Source organism: Geobacter psychrophilus, assembly GCF_056821595.1.
In genome coordinates this window covers 2,406,167-2,424,536 of record NZ_JBXDTU010000004.1, presented here as the reverse complement: position 1 = coordinate 2,424,536, position 18,370 = coordinate 2,406,167, and the positions used below count along the sequence as shown (strand labels likewise).

Sequence of the window (18,370 nt, the reverse complement as noted above, 5' to 3'; positions counted from 1 at the left end):
TTCTGCAGGGAGTTCGCACTATGGCATTGCGCGTCTACAATACCCTCACGGGTGAAAAAGAAACCTTCGTACCCCTGATCCCCGGCAAGGCCGGCATGTATGTCTGCGGGGTCACGGTCTATGACTACTGCCATATCGGCCATGCCCGGGCCAATGTGGTCTTCGACGTGATCTTCCGCTACCTGAAATATGCCGGCTATGATGTCACCTATGTCCGCAACTATACCGATATCGACGACAAGATCATCAACCGCGCCAACCAGGAGGGTGTCGACTACCGCACGATTGCCGACCGCTACATCCAGGCCTTTGACGAGGACATGGACCGCCTGGGCCTGGCAAAACCGACAGTGGAACCCAAGGCCACCGACCATATCAGCGGCATCATTGCCATCATTGAAACTCTGATCTCCAAGGGTCATGCCTACGCATCCGAGGGTGACGTGTATTATGCCGTGGAGACCTTCCCGGACTACCTCATGCTTTCCGGGCGCAACCTGGAAGAGATGCTGGCCGGCGCGCGGGTGGAGATCGGCGAAAAGAAGCGCAATCCGATGGATTTCGCCCTCTGGAAGGGTTCCAAGCCGGGCGAGCCGTTCTGGGAATCCCCCTGGGGCCAGGGCAGGCCGGGCTGGCACATCGAATGTTCGGCCATGAGCGTGGAGTTTCTGGGCAAAACCTTCGATTTTCATGGCGGCGGCAAGGACCTGGTCTTCCCTCATCACGAAAACGAAATCGCCCAGTCCGAGGCGGCCAATGGCTGCCAGTTCGTACGCTACTGGCTGCACAACGGCTTCGTCAACATCAACAGCGAGAAGATGAGCAAGTCCCTGGGGAATTTTTTCACCATCCGTACGGTGCTTGAGAAGTACGATCCGGAGACACTTCGTTTTTTCATCCTCTCGGCCCATTACCGCTCTCCGATCGACTTCTCTGATCAGAACCTGGACGACGCCCAGTCGGGACTGGAACGGATATATTCCTGCCTGGCGACAGTCGATGTGATTTTAAACGCACCACCGGCATCAAACGAACTGCCGTCACTGGAATCACTTCCTGAAGCAGGTCTGGAGTTGCGGGAAAAGATCGACCAGGCCATTCCCCGTTTTGTTGAAGCCATGGATGACGATTTCAACTCAGCTTTGGCGCTGGGGGTACTGTTCGAAATGATCCGGGCCACCAATCGCTTTCTGGCTGAAACAAAGGATGTGGGTCCGGTCGCCATGATGTTACTGGCTCAGGTCCGACAGCTGTTCGTCGAGACAGGCGGTGTACTGGGTCTGTTCGGGAGCCGTCCGGCAGAGTGGCTAGAGGGCATCAAGAGCGCCAAGGCGGACCAGATAGACATCTCTCCTGAAGAAATCGAACAGTTGATCATCGAACGGAGCGAAGCCAGAAAGGCCAAGAATTTCAAACGTGGTGACGAGATCAGGGACATGCTGCTCGAAAAGGGCATCCAGCTGCTGGATTCGGCGCAGGGAACGACCTGGAACGTGAAATAGGCTTCTACTTCGGACTTCCTCGCCACCTGACAGACAGCTTCCGATCCCTGAGCGGAGTCGGAGGGGGTTGCATACTCGTTTTTGCCTGTTATACTGATTTCATTACCTTTTAACGGGGACCGATGTGGACTGGGAATGCTGCTGGGACAGGGATGTCATTGCGCTGGGCGACTGCCCCAATATCCAGTATGGAGACGAGGATTTATTGTCGTCCCGTCGACGGCGCATCCTGGAAAAATGTTGTGACTGCCCCAATTTCAAGCGGGACCTGCAGCGATTCCGCGAAAGCGGACATCCTCTGGCACCCGTTTTCAGCCTGGTCCACGATGAGCATCAGCGCCAGAAATCCCAGATCCAGTCCCTGGTCAGCTTCCTTGACAACAAAACCCTCGAAGTCCGCTTTCTGCACGAACTGGGCTCGGTCCTGCAAAGCTCCGTTGACCTGGAGGAGGTGCTCTCCGTTGCCCTGACAGCCATCACGGCCGGCAAGGGCTTCGGCATGAACCGCGCCTTTCTGCTGCTGACCGATCGTGATCACTCCAAGCTCACCGGCTTTCTTGCGATAGGTCCGCGCAATTATGAGGAAGCCAGCCAGGTCTGGGACGAGATCGCCGGCAATGATCTGGACCTGCAGACCCTGGCCCAGAACTTCCGCGTCAACAAGCTCTCTTCCGAGCGGGCCAAGTTTCACGATATCCTGGAACAGCTTACCGTTCCCCTGTCCGACGAAAACCATATCCTGATCAAAGCACTGGACGGCAAACACCCGCTGCTGATCGAGGACGCCTTTCATCACCCGGATGTGACTCCCGGATTAGCGCATCTGCTGGGCGTTGACACCTTTCTGCTGATGCCGCTCCATTCCCGCAACCGCCGCGTAGGCCTGATCATTGCCGACAATTGCATCACCCATCGCCGCATCACAGAAGATGACATGCACTCGCTGGAGACCTTCACCTTTCCGGTGGCCTTCGCCATTGAGCGGGCGTCACTCTACGACCGTCTGCAGGTGGAACTCAGCCGGGTGACCGAGGCCAGCAACAAGCTGAAGGAACAGCAGGAGCTGATCGTCAGGATGGAGAAGATGGCCTTGGTGGGTCGCATCACCTCCAGCATCGCCCATTCCATCCGCAATCCGCTTATGATCATCGGCGGTTTTGCCCGTTCCATGCTCAAGAGCACCCCCGCCTCCGACCCCAAGCGGGACTTCATCGAATCGATTGTGAGCGAAACCCGTCAGTTGGAAGGGGTGCTGGACGAGATCCTCAACTACTCCGATTCGCTCTACCCGACCCGGGATTTCTGGGACATTAATCAGGTGGTGGAGACCGCTATCAGAGATCTTCAGGATCTGCTCATACAGCGGGGCTGCGAATGCCAATTCGAACCGGACACCAGCATCCCCCAGGCTTATATCGACATCAAGCAGGTTTCGTACTGCGTGCGGACCCTGATCCTGAACGACATCGACGGCCGTTCCGGGGAAACCATCCGGATCCAGGCAACCGGGAGCCACGATGCGATCCAAGTCAGCATCAATGACAACAACAGGATCGTTTCCCAGGATGAACTTGATTCACTGCTGACCCCCTTTGCCATTACTCACGACATGGGAACCGGACTGGGACTGGCACTCTGCCGTACCATGCTGGAACGGCAGGGCATCCCCCTGATCGTCATTGCGCCGCCGGAGGGCGGCATTACCTATACAATCACACTTCCCACCCACAAGGAGGAGCAGACATGAGCAGACTACTGGTAGTGGACGATGAGGCCAACATTCGCCTGTTGTACGCGGAGGAGTTGAAGGACGAAGGCTATGAGGTTGTCACGGCAGCCAACATAACCGAGGCGGCCGAAAGGCTGCAGGAAGGCCAGTTTGACCTGGCGGTTCTGGACATCAAACTCAAGAACGAGAGCGGCATCGAACTGCTGCAGAAACTGGTCAAGGAGCGCCATGACATGCCGGTGATCCTCTGTTCGGCCTTTTCCTGCTACAAGGACGATTTTTCGGCCTGGCTGGCGGACGGCTATGTGGTCAAGTCCGGCGACCTGACCGAATTGAAGCAGGAGATCGCCCGGGTATTGGCCAAGAAGGCACAGAAGGCCAAGGTGGGGCTGTAACCTGATCATTTGCATTTAAACACTGAGGCACTGAGATACAGAGAAAACGTATCAATTCAGATCGCTCTCTACCAGCAGTTGTTGTACCATTTTTTTGTCTTTTCAGTGTCTCTGAGACTCTGTGTTATTTAATTATTTTCAAGGAGTCCCTTTATGAAAGCCGTTATCATGGCCGGCGGGTTTGGAACCCGTATCCAACCACTTACCAGCAGCATGCCCAAGCCGATGATTCCGCTGTTCAACCGCCCGATCATGCTGCATATAGTTGAACTGCTCAAGAAGCACGATATCACCGACCTCGTGATGCTGCTGTATCATCAGCCGGATGTCATCAAGAAGTTCTTCCGGGATGGTTCCGATTTTGGCGTCAGGATCACCTATGTCACCCCGCTGCAGGATATGGGTACGGCCGGAGCGGTCAAGGCGGCTGAAAAATACCTGGACGAACGCTTTCTCGTGATCAGCGGCGACCTGCTGACCGATTTCAATCTCAAGAAGGTTGTTGATTTCCACCACGACAACAAGGCCATGGCCACCATTACCCTGACATCGGTCAAGGACCCCCTGCAGTTCGGCGTCGTCATCACGGACAAAGAGCGGCGCATCACCCAGTTTCTGGAGAAACCGGGCTGGGGCGAGGTCATTTCGGATACGATCAACACCGGTATTTACGTGCTGGAGCCGGAAATTTTCAAGTACATCCCCGAGGGCGAAAATTTCGACTTTTCACAGGATCTGTTCCCCCGCATGCTGACCAACAGCGACCCGCTGTTCGGCCTGCCGGTCAAGGGCTACTGGCGTGACATCGGCAACACCGACTCCTACCGTGAAGCCTACCATGATATTTTCAAGGGCCGGGTCAACCTGAAGATCGACGAGCCCAAACAGGATTTTGTGGGCAAGGATCTGCGACTGGGCGTTGATGTGAACCTGGAGCATGCCGACGGCCTGGAGGGGACGGTCGTGGTGGGCGACAACACCCAGATTCTGGGTGATGTGCGCATCAAGGATTCGGTTATCGGCCGCAACTGCACGATCGAACCGGGTGTCAAGCTCAACCGCTGTGTTGTCTGGGATAACGCCTACATCAAGAAAGGGGCCAGGATCTCCGACAGCGTCATCTGCTCCAACGTCCGCATCGGCCAGGGCTGTACGCTGGAAGAGGGCGTCATCGTCGCCGCCGACACATCCATCGGTGATGGTTCCGTCATCAAATCCGGAGTAAAGATCTGGCCGCGCAAAACCATCGAAGCCGGCTCAACGGTGACCGCCAACCTTATCTGGGGCGAGAAGTGGAAAAAGACACTGTTCGAGGGCGCCATTATCAAGGGGCTTTCCAATGTGGAGCTGACTCCGGAGTTTGTGGCAAAGCTGGGGTGCGCCTACGGCACGACCCTGCCCAAGGGGAGCTTCGTACTGGGCGGACGCGACTCCAACCTGGCCTCGCGCATGCTCAAGCGCTGCTTCGTCGGCGGCATCCTCTCGGCCGGCGTCAATGTGCGCGACATGAAGATGACGCCGCTGCCGGTTTTGTGCTACAAACTGAAGACCTTCGGCGAGGTGGGCGGCTTTCACTTCCGCCAGGGACAGGACGACCCGACCTCCATGGAGATTGTATTTATGGATGGGGATGGCCTGGACTTCTCCAGCAGCATGGCAAAAACCGTGGAGGGGGTCTTTTACAAGGAAAATTTCCGCCGTGCCCATCATACCGAGCCGGGCGCCATTACTGATATCAACAATGTGGTGGATTTTTACCGCGAGGGTTTTTTCAGGGCCCTTGACAAGGAGATGCTGAGAAAAGCCGCCTGGACCGTTGTGGTGGACTTCAACTACTCTCCCGCCAGCCAGATCCTGCCGCTGATCCTCAGTGAACTGGGGTGCAATGTCATCGCTCTGAATGCCTATGTGGATGAGGGACGGGGCGGCAAGCAGGCCAAGGACAAGCAAGCCGCACTGGAACAGCTTTCCAAGATCGTCGGTTCACTGGGCGCCCAGGCCGGCTTCTGGCTTGATCCCAGTGCCGAGTCCATCACCCTGCTGGACGAGACCGGCTCTATCCTCAACGGCATTGAGCTGCTCTCGCTGGTGACATTTTTATCACTCAGGAGCGGCCAGAAAGGCGTTATTGCAGTGCCGGTCCAGGCTCCCTCGATTATCGAGGTCATGGCCGGGCAGAAACGCTGCCAGGTGAGCCGCACCAAGAGCAGCGACCGGGCCATGCTGGAAGCGGCCGGTTCTTCTGAAGTCATTTTTGCAGGATCCACCGATGGACGTTTCGCCTTTTCCCGCTTCCAGGCCGCCTTTGACGGCATGTTTGCCATCGCCCGCCTGATTGAGCTGGGCGCTGCCAGCAATATTCCCTTCTCCAAGGTGCTGAAAGAGGTACCTGAGCGGGCCTTCCTGCAGACCAGCCTTTCCTGCGCCTTTGAGATGAAGGGGGGCATCATGCGCAGGATGAGTGAGGACAGCCTCGACAAGGAAGCCACCTTTATTGACGGCATCAAGGTACATTTCGGGGACGAATGGGTGCTGGTGCTGCCCGACCAGTATTCGCCCCACATCCATATCGTGGCCGAATCCAAGGATCAGAAAACCGCCCAGCGGCTGTTGTCGGAATACCAGAGCAAGATCGAAAAATGGAAGAAGGAACTGGAATAGAGGAGTCGTAATGCCCACCGCGCTTGATGTGGTCATCGTATGGCACATGCACCAGCCGTACTACAAGGATCCGATAAAAAACGAATACGCCCTGCCCTGGACCTATCTGCACGGGATCAAGGACTACTTCGATATGCCGGCCATTGTCGAGGACACTCCCTGTGCACGGGCGGTCTTTAATCTGGTGCCGTCACTAATCGAGCAGCTGCTCGAGTATGCCAACGGGACAGCCGTCGACCCGTTCCTGATCAAAGGGATGGCAGACCCGGCCGATTTGAACACGGATGACCGCATCTTCCTGCTGGAGAATTTTTTCTCCGCCAACCGCGAGCGCATGATTGAACCATCCCGCCGCTACCTGGAGCTGCTCTACATGGCCGGTGAGGGCAAGCCCGGCAGCGCCCGCGACCGGGTACGGCACTTCAGCGACCAGGATCTGCTCGACCTGCAGGTATGGTTTTTCCTGGCCTGGACCGGCGAGGCCGCACGGCGGCGTTTCCCCGTTTTTGCAGATCTTGTTGCCAAAGGGGAGAATTTCAGCGCTGCCGATAAAGAACTGCTCTTTGCAGCCCAACGCGAGCTGCTGCAGTCCATCATACCTCTCTACAAGCGCCTTCATGAAGAAGGACGCATCGAGCTGTCGGTGACCCCCTACTACCATCCGATCCTGCCGCTGCTGTGCGATATCCGCCTGGCCAAAACAGCCATGCCCCGTGTCATCCTGCCGGCAACCAACTTCCGCCATGCCGAGGATGCCCGCGCCCAGATTCGCCGCGGTGTGGAGTATTTCAGGGAAATCTTCGGGTTCAGCCCCAAAGGCATGTGGCCTTCGGAGGGATCGGTCAGCACCGAGACCCTCGGCATCATCGCCGAATGCGGCATGAGTTGGGTTGCAACCGACGAAGAGATTCTGGCCAAAAGCCTGGATGGAGGTCTGGGCGACCATAAGGAGCGGCTCTACCGCCCCTGGCGCTTTTCCGGGCCACAGGGGGAAGTCGGCATATTTTTCCGTGATCACCAGCTTTCCGACTTGGTCGGTTTTACCTACTCCCAGTGGGACTCTGTCCGGGCCGTAAGCGACCTGTGTGGACGCCTGCTCGCCATCAAAGCCCGCGTCGGCGGTGAGGGAAGGGTCGTGCCGATCATCCTGGATGGGGAAAATGCATGGGAATACTACCCCAACAACGCCTATGACTTCCTGCAGGGCATGTACCGCGGTCTGGCCGAGGCCCCCCAGCTGAATCTGACCACCTGCACGGACGTGCTGACACACACCCGATTCGACGGCCGGCTGCACACGATCTTTCCCGGCTCATGGATCAACGGCAACTACGGCATCTGGATCGGACACCCCGAGGAAAACCTGGCCTGGGATCTGGTCGCCGGAGCACGTGCGGCGGCCGTGGCAGCCAGCCCGTCGGTGGCAGCGGCGTTGGAAAACGGCTCTCCCCCCGTTGATGCCACAGCGGAATTGATCTGCCGCTCGCTGTATGCGGCACAAGGGAGTGACTGGTTCTGGTGGTACGGCGACGATCACTTTTCTCCCCACAGTGACCGGTTCGACCGGCTGTTCCGCCAGCACCTGCTGAACATCTACCGCCTATTGGGACAGGATCCGCCCCGCGAACTGCTTGAGCCGATCAAGAAGAAGAGCCCGGCCGGCCTGATCCGTGAGCCGGCAGCCTTCATCACCCCGGACATCAATGGCCGTACCAGCGGCTACTTCGAATGGCTGGCGGCCGGCCTGTATGACCTGACCCGGCAGGGTTCGGCCATGCATTCATCCGACCGCATGCTGCAGAGCTTTTACTACGGCTACAACAAGACGTCACTTTTCATCCGCATTGACGGCGTCCAGGAACTTTCGCGCCTGCTCAAGGATGGCGACGTTCTCAACCTGCATCTGATCTATGATCGGGAATACCGCCTGCCGATGCAGATTCGCAACGACGAAGGGCTGCTGCAGGTCAAGGAGAACAGTGTCTGGGTTCCAACCAACGGGCACTGCCTGTGGAAAATCAGCAAGACCTGCGAGATCGGCATACCCCTGAGCGGCCTTAAACTGACCCAAAAGAGCAAACTGTTCGCCTCGATTACCCTGGTGCGCGATAATGAGGAAATCGGCCGCTGGCCAACCGATGCACCCTTGATGCTGTATTATGCCGGGGCGGACATCGAACTGGATAACTGGCTTATTTAAATCAGAGGCAAGGGTCTAGATTGGAGTTCTAATCTACGAGCCATTACCCTTGACCCTAAATTCTTGGAGAAAACATGTCAGAACTACGCTGGGACCCGATCAAACTGCACTGGGTAATCATTGCAACCGAACGCGGCCGCCGACCGCGGGATTTCCAGATGGAGGATGAGTCCAGCAGGATGACCGCCTGCCCTTTCTGCTACGGCAATGAAGACAAGACCCCGCCCGAGATCTTTGCCATTCGCCTGAGCGGGCTGCCCAACGCGTCCAACTGGCAGGTGCGGGTGATTCCCAACAAATACCCGGCCCTGCGGGTGGAAGGCGAACTCAACAACCGCGGTTACGGCATGTACGACGTCATGAACGGCATCGGCGCCCATGAGGTCATCATCGAGACCCCCGACCATGACCGCACCCTGGCCGATCTGACCCCCGGCGAGATCACCAATGTGTTAACCGCCTATCGTGCCCGTTATCTCGATCTGCGCAAAGATTTCCGTTTTCGCTACATGGTGCTGTTCAAAAACCACGGCACCCGCGCCGGGGCAACCCTGCACCATTCCCACAGCCAGCTGATCGCCGTGCCGCTGCTGCCGCCGGTGGCCTTCACCCAGCTCAAGGTGGCCCGTAATTACTTCGACACCAAGGAACGCTGCATCTTCTGTGACGTCATCGATTTCGAACTGCGCGAAGGTATCAGAATTGTAAGGGAATTCTCCAATTTTGTAACCATGACTCCCTATGCATCCAGTTCCCCCTTTGAACTGCGCCTGTTCCCCAAACGGCACAGCCACGACTTCGCCCTGATGAATGATGCCCAGCTGGCCGAGTTGGCCGTCGCCATGAAGGACATGTTGCTGCGGGTCAAGACCGTCCTCAATGATGCACCCTATAACTTCATCTTGCACACCGCCCCCCCCATGCACCGCCGCCCTGGCAAACCTGGTCATTGGAGCTCACTGGAATACGATTATCACTGGCACATCGAGCTGGTGCCGCGCCTGACCCAGGTCGCCGGATTTGAATGGGGAACCGGCTTTTATATCAATCCAACCTCGCCCGAGGATGCGGCTCAATTCCTGCGCGAGGCCGATGTGTAACCATGGATGTACAATCAGTTCTTGACCGTCTCTATGCGGCCCGCTCACCGGAACACCTCAGCAACGATCCGCTTTCCTTCTGCCATCGCTATCACGACCCGGTCGATCAGGAGGTAGCCGCGGTCATCGCCTCAGCCTTTGCCTACGGTGGCATCAAGATCATTCTGCGCACCCTTGAATCGATCTTCGCTGAACTGGGTCCATCACCGCGCAGGTACGTGGAGACTTTTATCCCGGCAGACAGCCTGAATACATTCAGCCGTTTCAAGCACCGTTTCAACGACGGCCGCGATCTGGTAGCCCTGTTGTGGGCGCTCCGGTCGATGATACGGGAGTCCGGAAGCGTCAATGCCTACTTGCTCCGATTTCACGATTCAGCGGCACAGGATGTTACCGGCACGCTGAACAGCTATTCATCCGCTGTACTGGCCCTGGACTATGGACCGGTATTCGGGGACAACCCTGCTCCCGACGCCTCCTATTTTCGGTTCCTCTTCCCGGCACCGTCAGCCGGCAGCGCCTGCAAGCGGCTGTGCATGTTCCTGCGCTGGGTGGTGCGGCCCGCCGACGGCATCGACCTGGGAATCTGGCAGGGCGTTGCCCCTGCACAGCTGATTATCCCGGTCGACACGCATATCAGTCGCATCTGTTCCTATCTCAACTTCACCACCCGCAAAAGTGCCGACTGGCGCATGGCATTGGATATCACGGCCGCGCTGCGACGCCTGGACCCGGCTGACCCGGTAAAATACGATTTCTCGCTTGCTCACCTGGGGATATCCGAAGGCTGCAACGGGACCGATTCCAGGCACTGCCTGACCTGCACCATACGCGGCATCTGCCCGCAAAGCGGCACTCTAGCGGTATGAATGCCACTTTAATAAATTGACACCCTTTTATCTTTCTGATATAGGACTAGCGTTGTTTCAGGCAGTTCCGCCGTTCGATGCACCCAATTCCAATCATCACCGGGGAGTCGCAGATGATTATCCAGTGTGAACAGTGCCAGACAAAGTTCAAGCTCGACGATTCCAAGGTTCCTGAAAAAGGTGTCAAGGTTCGCTGCGCCAGATGCAGGCACGTGTTTTCTGTTGGCAAAATACTTCCCGAAACAGAACCTCAGACTGATTTCGGAACCATGCTGGACTCCTCTGAATTGTCAGGGCAGGAAGCGACTGAAGTGCAGCCTGACGTTATGGTGCCTGATGATGCTTCCGCCATAGAGTTCGAAGAAACGGTACCCTCTGCAGACAGCACCTTTGATGAGTCTGAACTGACCGTATCCGCTCCCTTTGAGACCCAGGACGACCACGAGGATCTGTTTCCGTTAGATATCAGCAGTAGTGAGCAAGACCTGTCATCACCGGAAGAGGACACCTTGTTCCCCCCGGTTCAGGTCGAACCGCAGCATTCAATTAACGATGTGGATTTCGGTACGTTTGACTTCGGTACTGACGATGAGGACGCCGCATCAGCAACCTCTCCTGGCCTGGATTTTGGCGATGCACCCAAGATTCAACCCGCACCGACCGATTCTCATAACGAAGAATTCAGTGGATTGGATTTTTCAGGTGACGACATGTTCGGTGAGGTCGTACCTTCAGCGCCTGAAGAATCGGATGGAGCGATCTCATTCGATTTTGGCATGGATGACTTTGCCTCATCAATGGGAGTCAAAGATTCTGCAGGTGGACAGAACAACGCATTCTCGATGACAGACGCTGCATCTGACACCCCTTTCAGCCTCGACGAAATCGACTTTGGAGATGAACTGACCTCTGTTGGTGTGCATCACGTCAATCCGGAGGAACTCAAACCGAGCCAGGAACTGCTTTTTGCACCGCTGGCTGAAGCCCAGACGAAGCCCATTCAAGATACCGATTTTAGCACCGCCAGAAAGAACACAGCGGCACAGGAAGAACTTCCGCCGCTTTCCATAGTTTCGCGACGCAAACAGAGTCCAATTTTCAGGGTACTGGTTGCTGCACTCGGCATTCTCGTCGCCGGTGTCGTTGCATTCTTTGGCTATGCGATGTTCGCCGGCAACAAAACCAACACTGCACAGGAATCGGGTCGCATTACCCTGGGCGAGGTGGATGCAACCTTCGTCAAGAACAAGTTGATCGGCGACCTGCTCGTAATCAGTGGTGAAGCGGTTAATGAATTCAGTAAGCCGCGGGCTGCTATCCAGATCAAAGGCATGGTGTACGGGGCCAATGGCGAAGTCCTTGCCAGCAAGAATGCATTCTGCGGCAATCCGCTTACCGAAGAGCAGTTGTCGACCATGTCACTGGACAAAATTGAAGCGGCGATGGCCAATCAGTTCGGCGATTCTCTCGCCAACATGGAAGTGGCGCCCGGCAAAGCGATACCTTTTGTGATCGTAATAGCCAAACCACCCGCAGGTGCCAAAGATTACGGCGTTGAACCGGCCGGCTCCACTGTGGCTACCGGCAAGGCCCAGTAATCCAACGAACGTATACCGAAATTAAAAGGGCGCTGACTCAATACAGTCAGCGCCCTTTTTCTATGGCATCAATCCAGCTTAAAATGCAGGTAAAGGCTATAGGATCTCTACCAGCCTGATGTCGAAGGTCAGATCCATGCCGGCCAGAGGATGGTTGGCATCCAGCGTAATCGCGGTTTCGGTGACTTCGGTTACCAGCACCGGCATTGGTGAACCATCCTGCATGACAACCTCCAGGTGGTCGCCAACCTGCGGTTTCATCTCAGCGGGGATCTCGCTGCGCTCAATAACAGCCACCATCTCCTCGGCGCGCTGTCCGTAAGCATCATCAGCCGGAATTGTGACCTTGATGCTCTGCCCCGGCTCAAGACCGATAACCGCAGATTCAAATTTCGGAATCAGATTGCCCTGGCCGATAACAAATTCCATCGGTCCACCGGCGTTGCCGCCACAACCACATTCGTGGTCCTCGCACTCTTTATCATGGTCGTTGCAGTCATCTCCGCAATCGTCTCCGCATCCGGCCTCTGTTTCTTCCGATGAATCGAATATGCTGCCGTCCGCCAGCGTGCCGGTGTAGTGAACCCGGACTTTGTCGCCGTTTTTTGCCTGTGCCATGTGGTAGTTCCTTTCGTGGTGTATTTCAGCCTGCCGACAGATGTTTCCGGGAGTAGTGTATGAATGGAATCAGCAAGGGCCGATAATGGGGGTAAAGCAGGACTATTAGTAAGTTACAAAATTATTTTCTGCGCTTTTAGTACGATAGAATTTTTTGCAGAAAATTTCGTGATCGTACTTATTCCGTTTTTGGGGCAGGCATGAAAATAAATTTGTTAACGCACTTATCCGGTTTATCCGGGCTGGATGATGCTATCAACAATTTGTGTAAGCCGGGCAATGTCGCTGCCGGATATTCTGACCCGCTTATGGCGCGATGTCTCACCCGATATAATTTCAACCGCCGATTTCGGCACCTTGAACAGCCCGGCCAGGAACTCGCGGCAAAGCTTGTTGGCGGCTCCATCCACCGGCGGAGAGGTAAGCCGGATTTTCAACGCTTGGTCCTGCACACCGCATACCTCGTTTTTCGACGCGCGGGGCTGGATGTGAAGGGAGAGTACTATGCCGTCACTGCTGACGACACAAAGAGCGTGATCAGGCCGGCTCATCGCCGGATAGCTGGCGGGCAAAGCTGTCCAGAAGAGACTTTAAACTCATCTCGAACTGGATCTTCTGGCGGCGAACATCTTCAATCCTGGCCTTGAGTTCACCCAGTTGGCGTTCGGAATCGGCCACGATTCGCTCGGCCTTGAGTTCGGCTTCAGAGATGATCAGATCGGCTTCCTTACGGGCGTTGTTTTTCATGTCTTCGGTAATGCGTTGCGCGGCCAGCATTACCTCGCGCAGCTCTTTTTCCCTTTCGGCGATGTCGAACATCTCTCGGCTCTGGCGGGACTGCTGTTCTTTCAGCTCGCTATTCTCCCTGATCAGGTTCTCCATCTCGGCGGCCACACTCTGCAGAAACGCATCGACATCTTCCTGATCCAGGCCGCCGAACATCTTGCCTTTGAACTGCTGCTGCTGGATATCAAGCGGGGTGATTTTCATAGAGTGGAACCTTTCATATTCAGCGCAACTTCAGCGCCATACTTGTAGTCATTAGGTATTCATACGCGGTATTGAATACAACGATCTGCAGGACGTAGATAAGGGCAAACGCCACCAATGGTGAAAGATCGAGCGCTCCGGTATCGGGCATATGGCGCCTGATCCTTTGTAAAAGCGGTTCCGTCGCACGGTAGATAAAATTGACTATCGGATTATAGGGATCGGCATTGACCCATGAAATAATCACACTTGCCAGCAGAATGTACTTGTAGACCGTCAGCAGTCCGTCGGCCAATTCGACTATCTTGGCCAGAGCCAGAACTATGTTACCCAGAAGAACCACGATACTGCTCCCTTGCCCCAAATGAATAAACATGTGATATATGCCCTAAAGCTCTCATAATGTCAAAGCAGAAAGATTGCCTTCAGCACGGCGGTCTGCTATAAACGGTCCATCATGAACAATTATTGCAGACAGCTAGAAATCGCAGTCGAAGCGGCACATCTGGCAGGCAGCTATCAGCGCCACCGTTTCGCCTCATCTCTGCAAATCGATATGAAGGGTGACAAGGATCTGGTGACTGAGGTTGACCGGGAATCAGAACGGCTGATCGTCACGCACCTGCTCTCGGCGTTCCCCGATTACAACATCATCGCCGAGGAAAGTGAATATCCACAGGGAAGCTCCCCCTTCCGCTGGATCATTGACCCACTTGACGGCACCACGAACTTCGCCCACAGCTTCCCCTGGTTCTGTGTTTCTATCGGCCTGGAGCACGCGGGGGAAATCGTGGCAGGAGTAATTTACAACCCGATGCATGGTGAACTCTTTACTGCCATCCGCGGGGGCGGAGCGTTTATTAACGGCCGACGAATGCACGTATCATCCCGCTCACCGTTGCGGAGCACCCTGCTGGGAACCGGTTTTCCCTACGATTGCGCCAGCGACCCTGCCAATAATTTTGCACATTTCATCTGTTTTCAAAAAACGGCACGCGGCATCCGTCGCGCCGGGGCGGCGGCCCTTGACCTGGCATATGTTGCTGCCGGACGACTGGATGGCTTCTGGGAATTAAAACTGAAACCATGGGATGTGGCAGCAGGCGTCCTGATGGTACGCGAGGCGGGCGGAAGCATATCCAGCTATGACGGCTCGCCTTACGGAATTTATTCGCACCGCATTGTGGCCAGTAACGGCCTGATCCACGATGAGATGATCGCCTTGCTGGCATCCCCTGACCTTGGAGGTGCGGCATGAAACGTAAGATAACCGCCGTGCTGTTGAGCGCACTGGTACTGCCCGGACTGGGTCAGCTCTATCTGGGACGCAAGGCCCGGGGAATTGTCATTATCCTGCTGGTCAACCTGCTCCTGCTGCTGACACTGTTTGTACTGTTGAAGGGACTGGCTCCCGTGATTGCATCCAAGGTGGTATCCGGTACGTTCAGTTCCCAAGATGTCCTGTCTGCGCTTCAGGGGGTTACAGGTTTCGGCCGGGGATTATTGGCCGGATTTGCCCTGCTCTGGGTGTACTCGATTGCCGATCTGATTGCATTTCGCAGCAATGATGAACCAGCAGCAAGCAGGTAGACCGGTATCCGGACACCAGCACCAGCATTCATACAAACTGCAGCTCTACATATAGGAACCGGGTTTGAGTAGACATAGCACGGCTGATTTATAACACTTTTAGTCAAGGAGAAATGCAACCATGATTACACACATCGTTCTGTTCAAATTAGCTGATCCAACGGCTGAGAATCTATCTGCAACACGTGACAAGCTTCTCAGCATGCACGGGAAAATCGCTCAGCTGCGTCATCTGGAAGCTGGTATTGATGTCATCCGTTCCGAACGATCCTACGATATCGCCCTCATCACAAAGTTTGACTCGCTTCAAGACCTCCAGGAGTATCAGGTCCATCCCTACCATGCCGGAGAAGTTATACCTCATATGAAATCGGTCTGTGCCTCCATCGTGGCCGTGGACTATGAAAGCTGAACTTAAGGCAGTGAGGATCTGATTCAGTGCAGCGGCATGCAGATAGTGTATACTTTTAACTTGACTAAGCATTACCGGATGGGTAAAATCCGGTTCTACTTTGATTCAATGAATTTGTATACACCGTAACTAGTTATTTTTATTCTGTTTTTCCCCATTAGTCCACCATAGCTTTTTCAAGAGTTTCAGGACGTACATTCGAGCCTGTAGACAGCAAATACAAACATGGAGGTAGGAAATGTCAGATTACGGTACACTGCAAGACCGCGTACGCCACAAGTCACTTTTGAGCAAAGTCATGACCGCAGAAGAAACGGTCCAGTTCTTCAAACCGGGCATGAACCTGGGTTGGTCCGGCTTTACCCCGGCCGGTTATCCTAAAGTCGTTCCTATTGCCGTTGCAGAACACGTTGAAAAGAACAATCTTCAGGGCAAATGGAAATTCAATCTGTTCATCGGCGCCTCGGTTGGCGCAGAGACAGAAGACCGCTGGGCAGCCAATGACATGATTGACCGTCGCTGGCCATACCAGACCGGAAAAAACATTGCCGCCGGCATCAATGAAGGCCGCATCCGCATGGGCGACAAGCACCTCTCACTGTTTGCACAGGACCTGGGTTACGGTTTCTACACCAAGGACTCGGAGAGCGGCAAGCTTGACCTGGCTATCATCGAAGTATCCGCAATTACCGAAGACGGCAGCCTGGTACCAACCTCATCCTGCGGAGTAATCCCCGAGATCCTGATGATGTGCGACAGAATCATCATTGAGGTCAACACCGGCCAACCTTCCTTTGAAGGCATCCATGACCTGGTTTCCCCCGGCACCCCTCCCAACCGCCAGGTATTCAACATCACCAAGGCCGGCTCACGCATCGGTTCCACCTCGATCCCCTGCGATCCGAAAAAAATCATCGCCGTGGTCGAGTCTAAACTCCGTGACCAGGGTCGCGCCTTCGCCGAGCAGGACGATACATCGGAAGCCATTGCCAACCATATCATCGAATTCTTCACCCACGAAGTAAAGGCCGGACGTTTGCCGGACAACCTGCTGCCAATCCAGTCCGGTGTCGGTTCCATCGCCAATGCTGTCATCGGCGGCCTGGCCAAGGGCCCCTTCTACAACCTGTCGGTTTATACCGAAGTTCTTCAGGATACCATGCTCGACCTGTTTGACTCAGGTAAACTGGACAGCGCCTCATCCTGCTCGCTGTCGCTCTCGGCTTCACCGGGCTTCCCGAAGTTCTTCGAGAACATGGACAAGTACTTTGACAAGATTACCCTGCGTCCGCTCTCCATCTCCAATGCACCGGAGCCGATCCGTCGTCTCGGCTGTATTGCCATGAACACCCCGGTTGAGATCGACATGTATGCCCATGCCAACTCGACCCTGGTCGGCGGTACACGCATGATTAACGGCCTGGGCGGTTCCGGCGACTTCCTGCGCAACGGCTTCCTGAAGATGATGCATACACCATCGAGCCGGCCATCCAAGACCGATCCGACCGGCATCTCCTGCGTGGTACCGCACTGTTCACATATCGACCACACGGAGCACGACCTTGACGTCGTCATCACTGAGCAGGGCCTAGCCGACCTTCGCGGTCTCTGCCCGCGTGACCGCGCCAAGGTTATCATCGAGAAGTGCGCCCACCCTGAATACAAGCCGATCCTGACCGAGTACTATGAGATGGCTCTGGCTGAGTGCCTCCGCCGTAAGGTTGCCCATGAGCCGCAGCTGTGGGATCGCGCCTTCAAGATGCACCTCAACCTTGAGAGAAACGGCACCATGAAGATCAAAAACTGGGACATCAAACTCGATCTCTGCGAATAATTTTCTGCTACAAGCGTACAAAACCTGCCCCACCGGAAATCCGGTGGGGCTTTTTCAATGCAGGTTTTTATTTCGTACTTGAACTTATCGTGCAGGTATGTTTTAAATAGCATGCTTTGTATACAGAAGCGGGAATACACATCCCATTATCAGGCTGGCACACATGGCTGAAAACGTAAACGGCTTCCAGGGTGCAGTGGCGGGACTTTCGCTCACTGATGTCATCCAGCTCAAAGGACACAACAAATATTCCGGCTGCATCACCGTCACCTACGGCGGCAACGAGGGTGTCATCTACTTTGTTGACGGCGAGATCATCCATGCCGTCCAAGGCAACGAAACCGGTGAAGAAGCTATCTACCAGATCATCAAGTGGCCGGGCGGCAACTTCAATATCCACCCTGAAATGACCTCCAACGTCTGCACCATCCACTATCGTACCGATTTTTTACTCCTTGAGGCACTGCGCCGACTGGATGAAGAACGCATGGCAGGGGTAGACCCGGGAAGCGGCAAAGGGCCCTCGGTTACACCGCGCCGTACAATGAGCAAGATTGCTGCGCGACTGCAACAGATCAACGGTATTACCTATGCTGTCCTGCTGGAGAAAGACGGCACCCCACTCCAGGATACGAGCATTGAGGCTACCGCTCTGGCATCCAAGGGTTTCTTTCTGGCCACAACCGGCAACCAGCTTGGCGATCTCATGGGACTAGGCGACATCAAGGCCACAGCCGTACAAACCAGTAATTACCATCTGCTGATGTATGACTCCAAGCAACATTACCTGAGCATCGCCGTCAAGCCCGACTGCAACCTTGACAGTATGGAAAACGAAATCAAGTCGGCCCTGATCCCAGGAAAGTAGGAGG

At 55.3% G+C, this 18,370-nt stretch carries 17 protein-coding genes; 13 read left to right on the top strand and 4 right to left on the bottom strand.

Features of this window, described 5'->3' with window-relative positions; genetic code table 11:
• Positions 1–20: 20 nt before the first annotated feature.
• The 8 genes from cysS to ACOCF6_RS13815 all read left to right on the top strand — a co-directional run bounded on the left by cysS (position 21) and on the right by ACOCF6_RS13815 (position 12,054).
• Positions 21–1,502, top strand: coding sequence for a cysteine--tRNA ligase (gene cysS, locus ACOCF6_RS13850; RefSeq protein WP_482460920.1), 1,482 nt, complete (start codon positions 21–23; stop codon positions 1,500–1,502).
• A gap of 124 nt (positions 1,503–1,626) precedes the next feature.
• Positions 1,627–3,249, top strand: coding sequence for a sensor histidine kinase (locus ACOCF6_RS13845; protein WP_482460919.1), 1,623 nt, complete (start codon positions 1,627–1,629; stop codon positions 3,247–3,249).
• On the top strand, positions 3,246–3,626 hold the full coding sequence (locus ACOCF6_RS13840; protein WP_482460918.1) for a response regulator: 381 nt from the start codon (positions 3,246–3,248) through the stop codon (positions 3,624–3,626). The genes ACOCF6_RS13845 and ACOCF6_RS13840 overlap by 4 nt, the downstream gene beginning before the upstream one ends.
• Before the next feature lie 153 nt (positions 3,627–3,779).
• Positions 3,780–6,287, top strand: a complete 2,508-nt coding sequence (locus tag ACOCF6_RS13835; protein WP_482460917.1) for a sugar phosphate nucleotidyltransferase — start codon at positions 3,780–3,782, stop codon at positions 6,285–6,287.
• A gap of 10 nt (positions 6,288–6,297) precedes the next feature.
• Positions 6,298–8,487, top strand: coding sequence for a glycoside hydrolase family 57 protein (locus ACOCF6_RS13830; RefSeq protein ID WP_482460916.1), 2,190 nt, complete (start codon positions 6,298–6,300; stop codon positions 8,485–8,487).
• Between the two features lie 74 nt (positions 8,488–8,561).
• Positions 8,562–9,587, top strand: coding sequence for a galactose-1-phosphate uridylyltransferase (gene galT / locus ACOCF6_RS13825; protein ID WP_482460915.1), 1,026 nt, complete (start codon positions 8,562–8,564; stop codon positions 9,585–9,587).
• A gap of 2 nt (positions 9,588–9,589) precedes the next feature.
• A complete protein-coding gene (locus ACOCF6_RS13820; protein WP_482460914.1) occupies positions 9,590–10,456 on the top strand; it encodes a TIGR02757 family protein in 867 nt (288 codons plus the stop codon).
• Positions 10,457–10,569: 113 nt separating this feature from the next.
• On the top strand, positions 10,570–12,054 hold the full coding sequence (locus ACOCF6_RS13815) for a DUF3426 domain-containing protein (RefSeq protein ID WP_482460913.1): 1,485 nt from the start codon (positions 10,570–10,572) through the stop codon (positions 12,052–12,054).
• Between the two features lie 96 nt (positions 12,055–12,150).
• Here the strand turns inward: ACOCF6_RS13815 and ACOCF6_RS13810 are convergent, their stop codons facing one another.
• From ACOCF6_RS13810 to ACOCF6_RS13795, 4 genes are all read right to left on the bottom strand, one after another.
• Complete coding sequence (locus ACOCF6_RS13810; RefSeq protein ID WP_482460912.1) at positions 12,151–12,672, bottom strand: FKBP-type peptidyl-prolyl cis-trans isomerase; 522 nt, start codon at positions 12,670–12,672, stop codon at positions 12,151–12,153.
• A gap of 233 nt (positions 12,673–12,905) precedes the next feature.
• On the bottom strand, positions 12,906–13,223 hold the full coding sequence (locus tag ACOCF6_RS13805; RefSeq protein ID WP_482460911.1) for a DUF167 domain-containing protein: 318 nt from the start codon (positions 13,221–13,223) through the stop codon (positions 12,906–12,908).
• Complete coding sequence (locus tag ACOCF6_RS13800; RefSeq protein ID WP_482460910.1) at positions 13,210–13,662, bottom strand: DivIVA domain-containing protein; 453 nt, start codon at positions 13,660–13,662, stop codon at positions 13,210–13,212. Before ACOCF6_RS13800 ends, ACOCF6_RS13805 begins: the two co-directional genes overlap by 14 nt.
• A 19-nt stretch (positions 13,663–13,681) precedes the next feature.
• A complete protein-coding gene (locus ACOCF6_RS13795) occupies positions 13,682–14,005 on the bottom strand; it encodes a YggT family protein (protein WP_482460909.1) in 324 nt (107 codons plus the stop codon).
• 114 nt (positions 14,006–14,119) lie between these two features.
• On the opposite strand from ACOCF6_RS13795, the gene ACOCF6_RS13790 reads away from it, so the two are divergent.
• The 5 genes from ACOCF6_RS13790 (at position 14,120) to ACOCF6_RS13770 (ending at position 18,366) form a co-directional block, all read left to right on the top strand.
• Positions 14,120–14,920, top strand: a complete 801-nt coding sequence (locus ACOCF6_RS13790) for an inositol monophosphatase family protein (protein WP_482460908.1) — start codon at positions 14,120–14,122, stop codon at positions 14,918–14,920.
• Complete coding sequence (locus tag ACOCF6_RS13785) at positions 14,917–15,252, top strand: hypothetical protein (protein ID WP_482460907.1); 336 nt, start codon at positions 14,917–14,919, stop codon at positions 15,250–15,252. Before ACOCF6_RS13790 ends, ACOCF6_RS13785 begins: the two co-directional genes overlap by 4 nt.
• A gap of 121 nt (positions 15,253–15,373) precedes the next feature.
• Entirely contained in the window at positions 15,374–15,664 is a 291-nt protein-coding gene (locus ACOCF6_RS13780) for a Dabb family protein (RefSeq protein ID WP_482460906.1), read from the top strand.
• 238 nt (positions 15,665–15,902) lie between these two features.
• Positions 15,903–17,498 (top strand): acetyl-CoA hydrolase/transferase C-terminal domain-containing protein, encoded by a 1,596-nt coding sequence (locus ACOCF6_RS13775; protein ID WP_482460905.1) that lies wholly within the window; start codon positions 15,903–15,905, stop codon positions 17,496–17,498.
• 163 nt (positions 17,499–17,661) lie between these two features.
• Positions 17,662–18,366, top strand: a complete 705-nt coding sequence (locus tag ACOCF6_RS13770) for a DUF4388 domain-containing protein (protein ID WP_482460904.1) — start codon at positions 17,662–17,664, stop codon at positions 18,364–18,366.
• The last annotated feature ends 4 nt before the right edge of the window (positions 18,367–18,370 follow it).